At 62.1% G+C, this 13532-nt stretch carries 12 protein-coding genes; 10 read left to right on the top strand and 2 right to left on the bottom strand.

Annotation, left to right across the window (positions count from 1 at the left end; translation table 11 throughout):
* Nucleotide 1 precedes the first annotated feature (1 nt).
* Together AHiyo1_RS23205 and AHiyo1_RS23210 are read right to left on the bottom strand one after the other, a co-directional pair.
* The gene (locus tag AHiyo1_RS23205; RefSeq protein ID WP_148667747.1) at nucleotides 2-1285 is read right to left on the bottom strand and encodes a hypothetical protein; all 1284 of its coding nucleotides are present in this window, start codon (nucleotides 1283-1285) and stop codon (nucleotides 2-4) included.
* Between the two features lie 434 nt (nucleotides 1286-1719).
* On the bottom strand, nucleotides 1720-2046 hold the full coding sequence (locus tag AHiyo1_RS23210) for an ArsR/SmtB family transcription factor (protein ID WP_148667749.1): 327 nt from the start codon (nucleotides 2044-2046) through the stop codon (nucleotides 1720-1722).
* 439 nt (nucleotides 2047-2485) lie between these two features.
* Between AHiyo1_RS23210 and AHiyo1_RS23215 the strand changes: the two genes are divergently transcribed.
* The 10 genes from AHiyo1_RS23215 to AHiyo1_RS23260 all read left to right on the top strand — a co-directional run bounded on the left by AHiyo1_RS23215 (nucleotide 2486) and on the right by AHiyo1_RS23260 (nucleotide 13475).
* Nucleotides 2486-3613, top strand: a complete 1128-nt coding sequence (locus AHiyo1_RS23215) for a MinD/ParA family ATP-binding protein (RefSeq protein WP_172465733.1) — start codon at nucleotides 2486-2488, stop codon at nucleotides 3611-3613.
* A complete protein-coding gene (locus tag AHiyo1_RS23220; protein WP_059390185.1) occupies nucleotides 3610-3969 on the top strand; it encodes a hypothetical protein in 360 nt (119 codons plus the stop codon). The genes AHiyo1_RS23215 and AHiyo1_RS23220 overlap by 4 nt, the downstream gene beginning before the upstream one ends.
* 398 nt (nucleotides 3970-4367) lie before the next feature.
* On the top strand, nucleotides 4368-4637 hold the full coding sequence (locus AHiyo1_RS25235) for a hypothetical protein (protein WP_172465734.1): 270 nt from the start codon (nucleotides 4368-4370) through the stop codon (nucleotides 4635-4637).
* Nucleotides 4638-4640: 3 nt separating this feature from the next.
* A complete protein-coding gene (locus tag AHiyo1_RS23230) occupies nucleotides 4641-6104 on the top strand; it encodes a hypothetical protein (protein WP_059390187.1) in 1464 nt (487 codons plus the stop codon).
* Nucleotides 6105-6108: 4 nt separating this feature from the next.
* Entirely contained in the window at nucleotides 6109-7728 is a 1620-nt protein-coding gene (locus AHiyo1_RS23235) for a hypothetical protein (protein WP_059390188.1), read from the top strand.
* Nucleotides 7728-9311: a hypothetical protein gene (locus AHiyo1_RS23240; RefSeq protein ID WP_059390189.1), complete on the top strand. Its 1584-nt coding sequence runs from the start codon at nucleotides 7728-7730 to the stop codon at nucleotides 9309-9311. Before AHiyo1_RS23235 ends, AHiyo1_RS23240 begins: the two co-directional genes overlap by 1 nt.
* 10 nt (nucleotides 9312-9321) lie before the next feature.
* Nucleotides 9322-11145 (top strand): type IV secretory system conjugative DNA transfer family protein, encoded by a 1824-nt coding sequence (locus AHiyo1_RS23245; RefSeq protein WP_172465735.1) that lies wholly within the window; start codon nucleotides 9322-9324, stop codon nucleotides 11143-11145.
* Entirely contained in the window at nucleotides 11142-11810 is a 669-nt protein-coding gene (locus AHiyo1_RS23250; protein WP_059390191.1) for a DUF4913 domain-containing protein, read from the top strand. Before AHiyo1_RS23245 ends, AHiyo1_RS23250 begins: the two co-directional genes overlap by 4 nt.
* On the top strand, nucleotides 11803-12867 hold the full coding sequence (locus tag AHiyo1_RS23255; protein WP_059390192.1) for a transglycosylase SLT domain-containing protein: 1065 nt from the start codon (nucleotides 11803-11805) through the stop codon (nucleotides 12865-12867). Before AHiyo1_RS23250 ends, AHiyo1_RS23255 begins: the two co-directional genes overlap by 8 nt.
* Nucleotides 12864-13475, top strand: coding sequence for a hypothetical protein (locus AHiyo1_RS23260; protein WP_059390193.1), 612 nt, complete (start codon nucleotides 12864-12866; stop codon nucleotides 13473-13475). Before AHiyo1_RS23255 ends, AHiyo1_RS23260 begins: the two co-directional genes overlap by 4 nt.
* The last annotated feature ends 57 nt before the right edge of the window (nucleotides 13476-13532 follow it).

Consider the following 13532-nt stretch of genomic DNA (forward strand, 5'->3'; position numbering starts at 1 on the left):
GTCACGCCCCGTTGGCCGTCTGCGCCAAGAGAACTCGCTCGCGCCAACCCATGGATGGCGGCGTGTACTGGGCGCGTTCGTCCCGTTCGCGGTCCCGGCGTGCAGCTGCGGCTTGGCGTTCGGCGAGGCGTTGGGCGTGCTCAGCTGCAAGCTTCTGGCTGGGGGAGCGGTAGAACCCGCCATCAGGGCGGACCCACTTGCCCAGCCGGTACCTGAGCCAGGCGCCCACGTTCTCGACGCCGTTGGCGCCGTCGTGGTGGTACCTGGCGTCGGTGTTCGGCCGCCAATCGATGGCATGAAGAACGTCCTTGACCGTCCATCCGGCACGGAGGAAGGGCCGGCAAACGGCGGCGACGTGGGCAGTCGAGATGCGTTGCAGTGGAAAAGACCTGAATTGAAGCTCAAGGGAGGCTAGACGCTCAGCCTCCCGGCGCGCACGCTTGTCCTCGGCGTTTGTCGCTGCGTTCGGATCCCAGAAGGGTTCTTTCCGATTGAGGAGTTGGTGATTAACTTCGCGCCGCTGTGCGGCGCGCTTAGGGGAAGATAGCGGCGGAGCCGCTTCCATTTGAGGTTTTGAATCTTCGCCCGCTCGCGCGTGCGGGGGGTTGTTAACAGCCCTAGTGGGCACCGGTACGCTACTTTTTTCCACATCCCCGGATTCACTGATTTCCAGAGGCTCAAGCAGGACGTAGATCGCGGCCTCGTTGTCCGTCTTGCCGCTGGACTGCGGCGTGAACTCCGCTGTACGGCCTGTGGCCACCACCGCCAGAGCTCGCCAGTCACGGAGCCGGCGGAAGTAGTTGGAGATACTTTTGAGAGGGAAGCCGAACCGTTCATGCAGACGCTGCCACAACGGCATCATGGTCATGCTGGCGGGGTCAAAGCCTGGGCACTGCGCGAGCGCGTTCGCGAAGCGCCAGATGTTGGCTTTGAGGTCCTTGCGGGCCAACTGATACTCGGGAATGTCCTGAAAGCTCCGGAGCCACCGGATGATGTGCCTGGCTGGCTTGTACCCGGCCGGCACAACGGACCACACGGCCCGGTTGCTGCGCTCACTGGCTTTGCGTACGCGTCTGGGTTTGTGCTTGCCCTTGCGGCCTTTACGGCGCTTCTTGGGGCCCGCGGGGCAGTTTGGTTCCTGCTCGGCCGCCACGGGAAGGTGGGCCCCGAGAGCGGACACGTTCTCCGGGGTCAGGAGTAGCCGCTGCGGGCCTTCACCTTCTGTGACTTGACAGGAAACACCCGTCAGGGCATGCGTTGACGACGGCGTAAGTGCCGGTACCATAGAGGCAGCAGTTCCTTCCTAGTGGAGGGTGTGAAAAAGGGAGCCACCTCGCGAGAGGGAGCTTCGGAGAAGTTCAGATCGACATCCCGCCAAGAACGAGATCTGAACGACATACGTCTTGAAGGCCCGCCTAGTGCGGGCCTCAGTTTTTAAGCGGCTGGAATAGGTAGTGTCCCGTCTGTTTGCCACCACGACGGCAGCCCGTCTTGGGAGAGTTCCCCGTCTACGTGGTCAATCATGGCTTCCAGGAACACGGCACTGGACACGCCAGCCCGATGTGCCAGGGAGTCGAGGCGTTTCTTGTGCGTTCCTTCGATCACCCATCCAAGACGGACGGGTTCTTTCCGGGTACCCCAAGGGAGTCTGTCTGCCATGTCCCCAAATCTAATGATGTGCGTAGACGGAACCGGTGAGCGACACGCAAGGCAGGAGTCTTAATTTCCTGCTGTGTACCTGCGGTATTCGTCCTGGGCCATCTCAAGGGCCGGGGGATTGAGGCGGTAGATAACCCACTGGCCCTTGCGGTTGCCGGTGTCGCCGTCAGTTAGCACCCCGTTGGCCTCGACCAGCTGGCGAAGGTGGCCATAAACGGTGCGGTATTCGGCACCGATTGCTCTGGCAATGGTTCCGGATGTGGCTCCGTCAGGATGCTGTGCAAGATAGCGGATAATCTCCGTCCGCAACGGATTGATGCCGAGCATGGCTATTGCCGCTTCGGTGAGAGCCGGGGCTGGCGTTGAAGGGCGAACATACTTTGGCACCCGTCCATTCTGTCGTAAGGCGTCTTCCACCCCATACTAAGAAATTAAATCCTGTAGGTCGAAACTAGACCTATGAATCTTAAATGTATAGATTGGAATCGGGAAGGCGGCGATATCTTCCTGGTTACAGCTTGAATCGCGTCATGTTTTGGTCGCTTTTGCCTCGTTATAGGGCGGGGCCTGAGCTTTGGGCTCGCTGCCTTGTCGCCAGTGTGAGACCGGCCACGAAGGTAGGGCTTGACATGCAAATGCTTGTCAAGTCCGGGACAATCGGCCACGGCTGATCCATTCGGTGGAGATTTTGTCTGTGCCTGCTGGTACGCGTGGAGGCAGCTGTGTTTGTAAGGTGCAGGGCTCGTTTGAGCCTTGTTTGGGGAACTAGGAAGGTGGGACCTTTCCAATGACAGAGTTGAATTTTCCGGGCGCTCGGCGCTCGGACATGTATGTAGAAACAGAAGAGCGGCCCGAACCGGCGCCGGTGACCACTGAAGCTTTCGAGGAACCTGCGGACCCGTTTGTTGAGACGGACGAGGTTGAGACCGCAGCTCCGGCCCAGGCACCCAAGAAGCCTGTTATTCGATCAAAGACAACAGAACCGATCGATAAGCCGGGCGCGGAGGCTGATGAGGATGCAGAGCCTGTCGCTCCTGCCAAGGACGGCTTCAACGGTTTCCTTAACCAGATGTTCGGCGGCCTGTTCAACCTTGCCCCGTCGGCCAAAGAACTGGAGGCGCGGGAACTTGCCGCGTCGCAGGGCCGCTTTGAGGATCTGATCCGCCAGTCCACCTGGACTCGTGCCGTAGGTCTGCTCGTGGCAAATAAGAAGGGCACGGCTGGTAAGACGCCGCTTTCGATCCTGCTTGGCGGGGTGCTCGCTGCCATCCGTGGCGGGTCGGTTGCGATCCTTGAAACTTCAGATGACAAGGGCCAGCTGGCTTATCGGGCTGAGGGCGATCCTCAGCTGGGCATGGGTGAGTTGGTCGCGAACATCTCCAACGTTCGTACCCAGTCGCAGTTGCGGGGCTACACGGTGACGCAGACAAGCTTCGCGTCAGTGATCGGTTCCACACCCAAGTGGCGGCCGCCGCTCACCCGGGAGAACGTGCTCGATGTGGCTTCCATCGTGGATGAGCATTTCACCATCCGCGTGATGGACACGGGTAACCAGTACAGCTCAGGCCCATTCGGCGCTGCCGTAGATGTAGCCGACGTCCTGGTTATCCCGACGATGTTGGCTCAGGACGCCGTATCTGAAGCACTCGAGCTGTTGGAGTTCCTGGAACACCAGGGCGCGGAGGCTGCCCGGCTGGCGCGGACGGCCATTGTGGTGATGATGTCCGACGGCCGTCCGGAATTTAAGCCGTCGCGATTGAAGAAGCAGTTCATGGACAAGGGCATCGCGGAAGATCACATCTACTCCGTCCCCTATGACGCCCACGTTGCGGAGCGCGGTGCGCTCACGCTCGACAAGCTGACGCCGGCTACCCGCCAGGCCTTGACCGCCATCGCAGCCGGTGTCGTCGCCCAAACCAACCAGAACGTTTTTGAAAAGGATCAGAACCGATGAGCGTCATTCTTTCTGCCCTTGCAGAACTGTCGACAAACGTTGACCCTTCCACCATCGTCCAAGCCGGGCCTGTGCCGATGATCGCCAACCCGTTTCCCGGTGTCCCTGACTTCACTTCCCTGGGCGGAAAGTTCACCGAATGGTGGCAGCGTCTCTTTGCTGTTGGCTGGGGTATCGGCATCATCATTGCCGGCGCTTACCTGATTATCGGTTTGGTCGCTATGGCCAAGGCGGACGCGAACAACCCCCACGCCCATGCAGAGGGCAAGAAGAAAGCAGCGGGCGCGGGCATAGGGCTAGCCTGCTTGGCAGGATTCGCCATTATTATCGGCGCGGTCCTCGCGGTGGCGGGCTAATGGTCCGCCGCAACTCGGCTGCCGCTGCCCGGCGTGGGTTCCCGCGCTGGGCATGGCTCGTTGTCGGTGCCGTGGTCGCAATCGCCTTGGTTGGCGGTGTGAGCGCCTGGTACCAGGCCAACCCTCAGTCGAGTGGACCTACCAACACCGCGGCTCCTACCGGCGGCACTACGGCGGTACCCAATGGCTGTCTTGCGGGCGCGTCCAACGATGCGGCCGGTCTCTTGAAGGCACAGAAAGAAGCACCTCATAGCGAAGCTGGGGCCGCAGGTTTTGCATCGGCCGTCCTGCGATGGATTGCTCAGTATCCTCGGCCCAGTGCCGGTGACGGGGCTACCGTTTCGGCAGCCATCCTTGCGAAGGGTGCAACCGGTACAGTCGCGAACCTGACAGCGAACTTGGCGGCAGCCAAGCCGCTGCCCGGGGTTACCTCCGGGTCATTGAACTTCGCTGACGGCCGGTATGCGGTCGAAGAGGCAACTCCTGACATGGTGCGCGTCACGGTCGGCGGTGCTGAGGTGCGTAACGGCAAGCCCACCGACCAGAAGATCGCTTCGACGATGACCATGGTCTGGGAAGACAGTGTTTGGAAGGTCCGCAGTGATGGAACCGAGCGGACCCTTGACGAGCTCTTCGCAAGTGGTTCCGCGTTTTCCGGGGGGTGCTGATCCATGTTCATGCTGGTTCCGATGGAAGACAAGTCGGGTGGCGGAGGGCTCGTCGGCGGTTTGATTGATGCTGCCGTTGGAGCTGTCACCGCTGCTAAGCCTGCTGCTGATGCTATTAACGGGGCGGTGAATTTCGCCGCCGATCCGTTGGGGGCAATATTCACGGCGACCCGCGCCGGCGCGCAGGGTCTTGCGAAGGACCTGCTGCCGGCACTGGCCCATGCGACAGAGCCGGACCTCACTGCCGATTGGTTCATCAAGGCTTACGCGATCAGCTTTGCTTTGTCGATCATCGTGTGGGGGTTCCTGCTGATGTTCCAGTTCGTCGCGGTTGCGCGGGGGACTCTCTCCGGTCAGGAATTCGCTGAGGTCCTGACGACGAGAACTCCACTGTTCTTTGGCGGCGCTGTTTTCGGGCCTCTCATCGGAGTCATGGTGGTGAAGACTCTAGGCTCCTTGTCGGACAGTCTCATTTCCTGGGGGATCGTTTCCTCGTCCGATCGGATGCTCACGACGATGGATTCGATGCTCAAAACCGACGCGGCCGCCCTACCGGGCGGCGTGATCGTGGGCATCCTGCTTATGGTCTGCATGATCATCGGCCTATTCGTTGTCGTGATCGTGCTGGCCGTGATGCTGGTGACCTTGTACTTCTCCGGAGTTATGGCTCCGCTGGGCATGGTCTGGTTCACGTCGGCCAAGCACGGTTCCTTCGGCCGGAAGATCCCGCTGCTGTGGTTCGGCATTCTTGCCTGCCACCCGCTGCTGTTCTTCATGCTGGGGATCGCTTACAACATGATTGCCGCGTCCGCGTCGTGGATGAAGTGGAGCGATGGGCTGGGAACGCTGATGAACATCATCGCCTCGTTCATCGCGCTGATGATCGCCGGCCTCGCCCCGATGGTGTTGATGAAATTCGCCCCTGTCCTCCCTTCGGGGGCGGGCGGCCAGAACGGCCCCTCACTGACTCCTCCTCAAAAGGAGTACGGGCCTCAGAACATGAGGGACGTAAAAGACATGAACCGCGGCGATTCTTCCGGCGGCGACGTTTCGGTGTCAAAGGGTCAGGACTCAGGGTCCCAGGACCAGGCAGCCTCTCCGGACGAGGGATCGCTTGTCCGCAAGCTCCGCGAGCTGAACAGCGGTTCGCAGGCCGATGCCGGGTCCACCCCGGGCGGCACTGCAGGCACGCCTACGGGCGGTAGTGGCCTGCCCAAGCCTGGTGTTGGTGCCGGTTCCGGCGGTGCGGCCGCTGAAGGGGCTGAGGGCATGGCTGCCGCTGGTGCAGCTGAGTCGTCAACCGGCGTTGGCGCTGCAATTGGTGTTCCTACCTTGCTGGCCGCAGGCGCTATGGCGGCTGCGGAGAAAGCCAAGGAAATAGGCGAAGGGGCGGCACGTCTCGGCGCAGCAGGCGGAGAGTACGCCGCCGGTGGCATGGAAGACGAAACAGAACGGTACGGGAGATAAGACGATGGCGACACGATTCATTGGTGGGGAATCGGGGCACCGGAGTTTCTTTGGTGGCATTAAGTCCAAGACCCAGCTGGTTGGTTTGGCCGGGTGCGTGTTTGTCGGCTTCTTCGGCATGATGTTCACCGGCTGGCCGGGCCTGATTGTTGGCGTGCTTTCCGGTCTGGTCGTGTACCTGATGACGGCTTCGACGCACCGCGGGTCATATTGGGAGCGGCGCACGCGCCGGGTGCGCTGGAAGGAACGTCAGAAGGCCGGCACTGACCGGTTCATCCCCTACAGCGCAGCTGCTTGGGAAGAGGCCAACGCTCTGGCGGACTTGGCCACGAGCAAAGAGCAAAAGGCAAGGATCATGGCTGCCGTGCGGTCTCGTCCTGACGGGGCCGACGGGATGGGCTGGCTTGATGCCCGAACCGGAAAGCCCGGCGTTGCCTGGCATGCCCCGATCGGGGAGGACCCTTATCTGTCAGTGGCGTTCGAGGTTTCCGGGCAGCTGCGTGGAGCTGAGTCCCAGCGCAAGCAGGATCAGGCCCAGGCGGGCTTTGGTTCGATGCTTGCGGGGTTCGCCCCGGCATCGAAACTCGTCAGCGGAGTCCAGTCCATCACGCGTGTTCTTCCTCCCGATCTGGCCCTGAACGAGGCTTGGGTTGAAGATCACCTGTCCGCCGACGCGCATCCCAAGGCCGTTGACTCGTACCAGGAGGTTCTTGAGCGGACTGGTGGGGATACGTTCGTGCAGCGGCACCTCGTTGTCGGACGGTGGCCGCTGACTCCGGATTTCTATGCCACTGCTGCCCGGTACGGGGCGGGCCGGGACGGTTGGCGGCTGTTGATGGCCGCCGAGACTTCCTCCCTCGCCCGCTCGCTGCGTGCTGCGAAGCTGGGCCAAGTACGGCCTTTGACGGCCCGCGCGGTGGTGGCCATGATGCTGCACCAGCAAAATCCGTCGAGGCCGCCTTTGATGGTCTCGGGCGTCAAGGCCGACCAGCTGGGTCTCCCGTCGCAGGACCAGTGGAACTCCACATGGGTCAAGGGAACCAATCCGATCACTGGTGAAGAGGTCGTCTGGGGTCACCGGACGGCCATGATCAGCGCCGAGAACATGGAGACGGGGGAACGGACCCCATACTGGCTGCTGTCGTTGCTGCACAATGCAGGCTCCGGGGCACGGACGTTGAGCTTTCAGCTTGAAACTGTCCCAGCTGATCAGGCACGTCAGTTGGCGTCAAAGGACGTTGTGCGGGACATGGCCGCGGTGATCGCAAAACAGAAGAAGGGCCAGCTGGTCGACCCGGCAACCGATGTAAACCTGAAGTCCGCAAGGGCCCGCGGTTCTGACTTGATGCCGGGGACCGGCCAGCACGGCGTGAACTGGGTTGGCTTCATCACCATTTCCGCCCGGACACAGGCAGGCCTGACAGAGGCCGCCCGTCGCCTGGAAGAGACGGCTGGAACGTCCGCCGGGATCCAGAAACTTGAGTGGCTGGACACGTACCAGTCCGCGGCCGCCGGTACCACATGGCCCATCTACAGGGGCACCCGTCCGGCGACGCCGACGCTTGGAGCCAAGATGATGAATCAGCTTGCAGGACGTGGCGAGAAGGAAGAGAAGGTGGCCTAATGGGCGCGGTCGAAGAACTCAGCAAGGAAGCCATCACCGAACCCCGGGAGCTGGGATTTCCTCTGATTCCTGAAGTGGAACAGAAGGTCATCATCGATGACCCGGGCGCGAAGGGCTCCTGGATCCAGAGGGTGCCGGTCGTGCGCGGCATTGTCAGGATGTTTTCCGCCCCTGTCATCGAAGAGATTCGACTTTTGGAGTCGGGGGAGTGGCCTCCGTACACGGAGCAGGGCACCAGGTTGAGGGTGAATGAGCGTAGGGCCAAGAACGGGTTCTACGCTCCTGCGTTCCAGGGCGCTCCGACGACGACGCGGCAAGCGGAGATCCTCAACACGGCCTTGATCGCTGCGCCTACGGGTGTTGAGGGCGTCGCGGCGGGCAGGGACGTGCTGTCGCAGACAGCCATCAGCAAGGACCCCTTCACTGATTACAACTCCACACCCCGCCGGATCACCTCAACGAATGTCCTGGTTGTCGGTGACGTGGGGGCTGGCAAGTCCGCGTACACCAAAACGGTGTACGTGATCCGTCCGCTGATCCTGAGGCACCGCCGGGCAGTGGTCTTCGATAAGAAGACCGAAAAGGGCGAGGGTGAGTATTCATCCATCGTGCGGGAATTCAAAGGTGACCACATCAGGTTCCGCATGGACGGTGACGGGGTCATTTTCAACATCATGGACCCCGCCATTTCGGGCGTGAATGATGACGGATTGAACAACCAGCTCGTCTACTTGAACACCATTCCGGCCCTGATCCGCGAGGGAAACGGCCCGGACGAATGGGAGCGGAAAGCGCTGCGCCTGGGTTACCGGACCATGATGCGGAACTTCGAGGGGTCAAGGACCCCAACTACGGCCGATCTGCACGATCTTCTCGGCGTGATCGATCCGGCCGATGCCAGCCTGGCCGGCATGAGTGCCGCGACGCTGGAACGGCTCCACGAAGCGGGGATCTCGATGCGGTTCTGCTTCAACGAGCTGCTGGAAACATATGGGTCGATCTTCGACGGCGAGACCTCCAAGGACGTCCGCCTCAATAAGACGCTGACTTCGTTCGATATTTCCCAGTTGCCGGACACCGGTCCGGCCATTCCCATGGTGATGGGCTTGGCGAACCTGTGGCTGCTGGGCACGGTTCGCCGCCCGGAATATCGGGGCATCCGGACCAATGTGATCAACGAAGAGGCCGGCCACATCCTGGGCGGTCCGCTGGCCGTTCAGCAGCGCTCCAACATCAAGCTTTCCCGTGGTCTGGGCCTATCGAACATCTACAACATCCACAAAGGCGCCACTGACGTTCCGGCTGGATCCCCGGGCATGGCCGTGATCGAAGAGGCACAGACGGTGCACATCTTCCGGCAGGACAAGCCTGAGGCTGCTCAGTGGTGCGTCAGGACGTTCGGTCTGAATCCGGAATCAGTGAACGACATCATGGTTCTTCGCAATGGACACCACCTTCTCAAGTCCGGTGCGGACGCACCTGAGGTGGAGATTGAGCATGTTCGCTCCACTTGGGAAGTGGAGATGACCGATACCGATTCGGCACTGCGCGAAACCGATTCCGCTTATGCGGACGTGGCCTGAGGGGGAGACCATGACTGAAAACGTCACCGTAGAAAAGCACAACCCGTCCGGTTCGACGGTCAAGAAGACCGAACGGGAACTATTCGTCCTGGCCATGCTGTCCGCAGGACTCTGGCATGTCGCCCTGGTGTGGACGACGGGTCTGCCCTTCTCTAAGTGGCTGGATACCTGGAAGGCGCTGATTGGCTCGCTGATCGGGCTGATAGCGCCGGACAGAGCTACTTCACCGGTTGCGGTGAACGGTCACCCCGCCGACCAGTGGGGTTGGCCGCTCACCGTCTGGATCATCCTCGTAGTGCTGCTCATCGCGGCCTACATCGGGGCCTTGTTTGGGCTGAAAGCGCTCCGTGCCCGTCGAAAGAAGGCCAAGACGGGGGAGCGGGGCATGAGCACCGCCAAGGGCATCAAGACGCGCATCGAGGGCGCGGAAGGCTCGTCGCTCGCACCTGCCGTCTACGTCCTTGACGGCAAGGAGATCGCCATCCGTTTGGAAGACACTGCCTGCACGGTTGCCCCGCCCAAGTGGGGAAAGACCACGTACATGGTCGCCGGTATGGTTGCTGATGCTATCGGCGCTGTGATCACCACCAGCACACGGCCGGACGTGCTGCGCCTGACGGTGGGTGTGCGGAAGGACCTGGGCAAGGTCTACGTCGCTGACTTCGACGGGCTGAGCCAGTACCCGGACAAGCTCCGCTGGGACATGGTTGCCGGGTGCGGTGATCCGCAGATCGCCTCCGAGCGTGCCTCGGCCATGGTTAATGCCATGCCCCGGACCGGCGCACCGTCCTCGGCGGACCGGTACTTCGATTCCGGTTGCGTGATGATCTTGGAAGCACTGCTGCACGCGGCCGCGCTGAAGGAGGGCGGCTCGATGCGGGACGTGCTGCGCTGGTCGCAGAATTTCTCCGAGCATGAACCTGCGAATATCCTCCGGGCCAAGTCCCCGACGGTGAAGACCTGGGCGGGAAACCTTGATGAGTGGTGCCGGCAGAACAACCCTGACACGATCGGCAACACCAAAACCACTCTCGGCAAGATCACCGGGCCGATGAAGAACGAGAACGTTCTCTCGATGCTGTGCGCCACGGAAGATGACCCGGGAATCGACGTCAACACGTTCACGGACGCGCCGAACACCCTGTACTGCCTGACGCGTGTCTCAATGAACGCTTCCACGGCCCCGATTGTCACGGCCTTGGTTGAATCGCTCGTCCAGGCGGCGATCCGTAAGTCCGGTGCCATGGCGTCCGGAAAACTGGACGTGCCCTTGTCGGTAATCCTGGACGAAGCGGCGAACACCTGCGCCCTTCCGTCGCTGCCTTCCCTGATGAGCGAGGGTGGCGGCAACGGCATTCACACCTCCGTGTTCGTCCAGACGTATTCCCAGCTGGTGAACCGGTGGGGCGAGGAAGGCGCGGAAACGATCTTCGATTCCGCGGCCGCCAAGACGATTTTCGGCGGCATCTCCGACGTGAAGTTCCTGACGAAGATTTCCGATCTGATCGGCAGGCACTGGGTGGAGCACACCTCCACGTCATCATCGACCGGCAAGGACGGGGTCCCTTCGGTGAACATTTCCAAGTCCAAGCAGCTTGATCAGAAAATGCGCGTCGATGAGATCCGCAAGCTTCCCCAGGGCCGGGTCCTGCTGATGTACCGCGAGATTGAAGCCGTGGTCAATGTCGTGCCGTGGTGGGAGCGGCCTGACAGCGCCAAGTTCAAGGCATCGCGTGTGTGGTGCCTGGAGAAGGAAGGCATCTCGGCCGAGAGCGCCGCGCAGGCGGCAGCGGCCGAGACGGCCGCTGAAGCGAACCTGGCGGCCGCCTCATGAGCGAGGACCCGATCCCCGAAGAGGACGGCATGCCCGATGAAGCGTGGCTGCCTCCCGAGGACGCTGCTGCGGCCCCGGCAGGCGTTGATGCCACGACCGGTGAACTGACCAATGACGCACCCGGCATAGAGGCCATTCCGGACCTGCTGGATCGTATGGACAGTGTGGAAGAGCTTGCCGCGAACTTGTTCGAGGAACTGACGAGCTACCCTGCCGGCGGACCGTGGTTCTGGGAAGAGCTGAACCCGGAACAGCGCAAGGAACTGTGGGCCGAACTGGACGGCTTTGTGGTCTGGTTGCAGAACCGGATTCTGCGGCACTGGTCCAACTCAGCCGGCTGGATCCCCGCCTGCTGGTACCGCCACCCTGACGCTGTCGAGATGCTGACGGCACTGATGGTGGCGCATAAAGCGGCCTACCGGGCCAAATCCAAAAAGCCCAGCTCCGAACTCACCGAATGGTTCAGCCGGGCGCTGTGGCCGACCATGGAGACCTTCACCCAGCGCCTGACCTTCAAGAACTGCATGGACAACCAGGGGCACTACGACGCCACCGGTTCCGGTCTTGAACTCACGGCTGAGAGCCCAGATTTCACGGCCTTCGTAGACGATGAAACCGCCGAACAAGCTCCCGAGAGCGCCGAACCGGTAGCTGCCGATGCGTAAAGTCGGCCTGGTCCTTCTCCTTCCGTTCCTGATCGTCCTGGGCCTGGTCGGCGTCGCCCTGATTTCTGTCGGCGGCAACGGCGCTCAGGCACAGGCGGCCGCGTGCGTCAGCGTCAACGGGACAAACTTCAACGAGAAGGAAGTCCCCAACGGATGGGGTCCTCTGGTTTCCAAGGCCGCCGGCGTCGCCGGCATCCCTGCGTCCGTCCTTGCCGCGCAGCTGGAAGCCGAAAGTGGTTGGAACCCTCAGGTAACCTCCCCAGTCGGAGCCGCCGGACTTGCACAATTCATGCCCGCCACTTGGGCGAGCTACGGTGACGGCGGCGACGTGACCAACCCTGCCCACGCGATCGCCGCCCAGGGACGGTACATGGGCGCACTGGTCAAGCAACTGCTGCCGGTGGCCAAGAGCACCGGGCAGGACATCATCAAACTGGCGTTGGCCGGGTACAACGCCGGCCCCGGAGCGGTTCAGTCCTCCAACGGGATCCCGCCCCACGCAGAGACCCGCGCGTACGTTGACAAGATCATGGGCACCGCCCAGTCGAAGTACGGAGAAGCCTGCCCTGCCGGAGGCGGTGTTCAGGTGGGAACCCTCAGCGGCAAGTGGACGCACCCATTGCCCGGTTCTGAAATGACCTCCGGATATGGACCCCGCCCCGCGCCTCCAGGAACCGCTGGCGGAGTGCTCGCGAACTTCCACTATGGCCAGGATTTCTCCACACCCGGTCACGCCGGCACTGTACTGGCAGTGACGGATATGAAGATCATCATCGCCCGGGACCTTGACGGTCAGTTCGGTACCCGGGTCGACGGAGTCACCACCGATGGTCAACTAACCATCGGTTTTTATCACATGGAGCCCGGATCGCTGCGGGTCAAAGTGGGCGACGTGGTGGCCGCTGGTACCCCTCTGGGTACCGAAGGGGCCTCCGGGAACGTCAGTGGCCGGCACCTGCACCTGGAGTTCTTTACCGGATCCCCGAAAGACCCCACCGTCCCGGTGAACCCGACGGTGGACCCACTACCGATCCTGGAAGGCAAAGGCGTCCTATGAAGCTCTCCACCACCCTCGCGGCACTGGCCCTCGCGGCCGTGCTTCCCTTAGTCGGCTGCGCACAGCCCGGCCCGGCCGAACCACCGGCGCCTTCGCCCTCCGCCACGCCAACACCAAAACCGGCAGCAATGGACGTCACGGTAAAGCAGCTGCTCGAGGTGGACCGCGGGCACCCGGACAAAGTAGCTGCTGCCTTCGCGGAGCTCATCACGCGCTGGGACGTCGCGAAGGACAAGACAGAGACGGCTGCCGCGATCCGTGCCCGGCCTCTGATGACCCCCGAGCTTGCCAAGCGGACGGTGGAACCGGAGCGCAACTCATCGCAGGCGTTGTGGTTGGAGCTGGGGCCGCTGGGGGCGTTCTCGGAGCCGACCATCGGCCCGGGCGTACCGACTGACGGGGACGAAGGGACGGACACGGAAGATGTGGCGTACCGGAACTTCACCGCCACCTGGACGTGGCGGGATGCGGACGGCAAACACCTTAAGTCCGACCAGCGGAAACGGAACATCTTCCTCGTGATGACCCGCAGCAACGGTGCCTGGTCGGTGGCCGATTATGTCACCGAAGACCTCACCCAAGGACCGGGCATGACGCAGCACCCATAATCTCGGAGGGCCGGCAGCCCTCCCACCTTCTGCCGGCCCTTCGTTCCTCTCCCGTCA

This window comes from Arthrobacter sp. Hiyo1 (assembly GCF_001263615.2).
Lineage (GTDB): Bacteria > Actinomycetota > Actinomycetes > Actinomycetales > Micrococcaceae > Arthrobacter.

What these genes read in the sequence shown, in the direction of transcription:
- AHiyo1_RS23205 (WP_148667747.1), bottom strand. Translation starts at nt 1,285, where the DNA reads ATGGTACCGGCACTTACGCCGTCGTCAACGCATGCCCTGACGGGTGTT.
- AHiyo1_RS23215 (WP_172465733.1), top strand. Translation starts at nt 2,486, where the DNA reads ATGTATGTAGAAACAGAAGAGCGGCCCGAACCGGCGCCGGTGACCACT.
- AHiyo1_RS23220 (WP_059390185.1), top strand. Translation starts at nt 3,610, where the DNA reads ATGAGCGTCATTCTTTCTGCCCTTGCAGAACTGTCGACAAACGTTGAC.
- AHiyo1_RS23230 (WP_059390187.1), top strand. Translation starts at nt 4,641, where the DNA reads ATGTTCATGCTGGTTCCGATGGAAGACAAGTCGGGTGGCGGAGGGCTC.
- AHiyo1_RS23235 (WP_059390188.1), top strand. Translation starts at nt 6,109, where the DNA reads ATGGCGACACGATTCATTGGTGGGGAATCGGGGCACCGGAGTTTCTTT.
- AHiyo1_RS23240 (WP_059390189.1), top strand. Translation starts at nt 7,728, where the DNA reads ATGGGCGCGGTCGAAGAACTCAGCAAGGAAGCCATCACCGAACCCCGG.
- AHiyo1_RS23245 (WP_172465735.1), top strand. Translation starts at nt 9,322, where the DNA reads ATGACTGAAAACGTCACCGTAGAAAAGCACAACCCGTCCGGTTCGACG.
- AHiyo1_RS23250 (WP_059390191.1), top strand. Translation starts at nt 11,142, where the DNA reads ATGAGCGAGGACCCGATCCCCGAAGAGGACGGCATGCCCGATGAAGCG.
- AHiyo1_RS23255 (WP_059390192.1), top strand. Translation starts at nt 11,803, where the DNA reads ATGCGTAAAGTCGGCCTGGTCCTTCTCCTTCCGTTCCTGATCGTCCTG.
- AHiyo1_RS23260 (WP_059390193.1), top strand. Translation starts at nt 12,864, where the DNA reads ATGAAGCTCTCCACCACCCTCGCGGCACTGGCCCTCGCGGCCGTGCTT.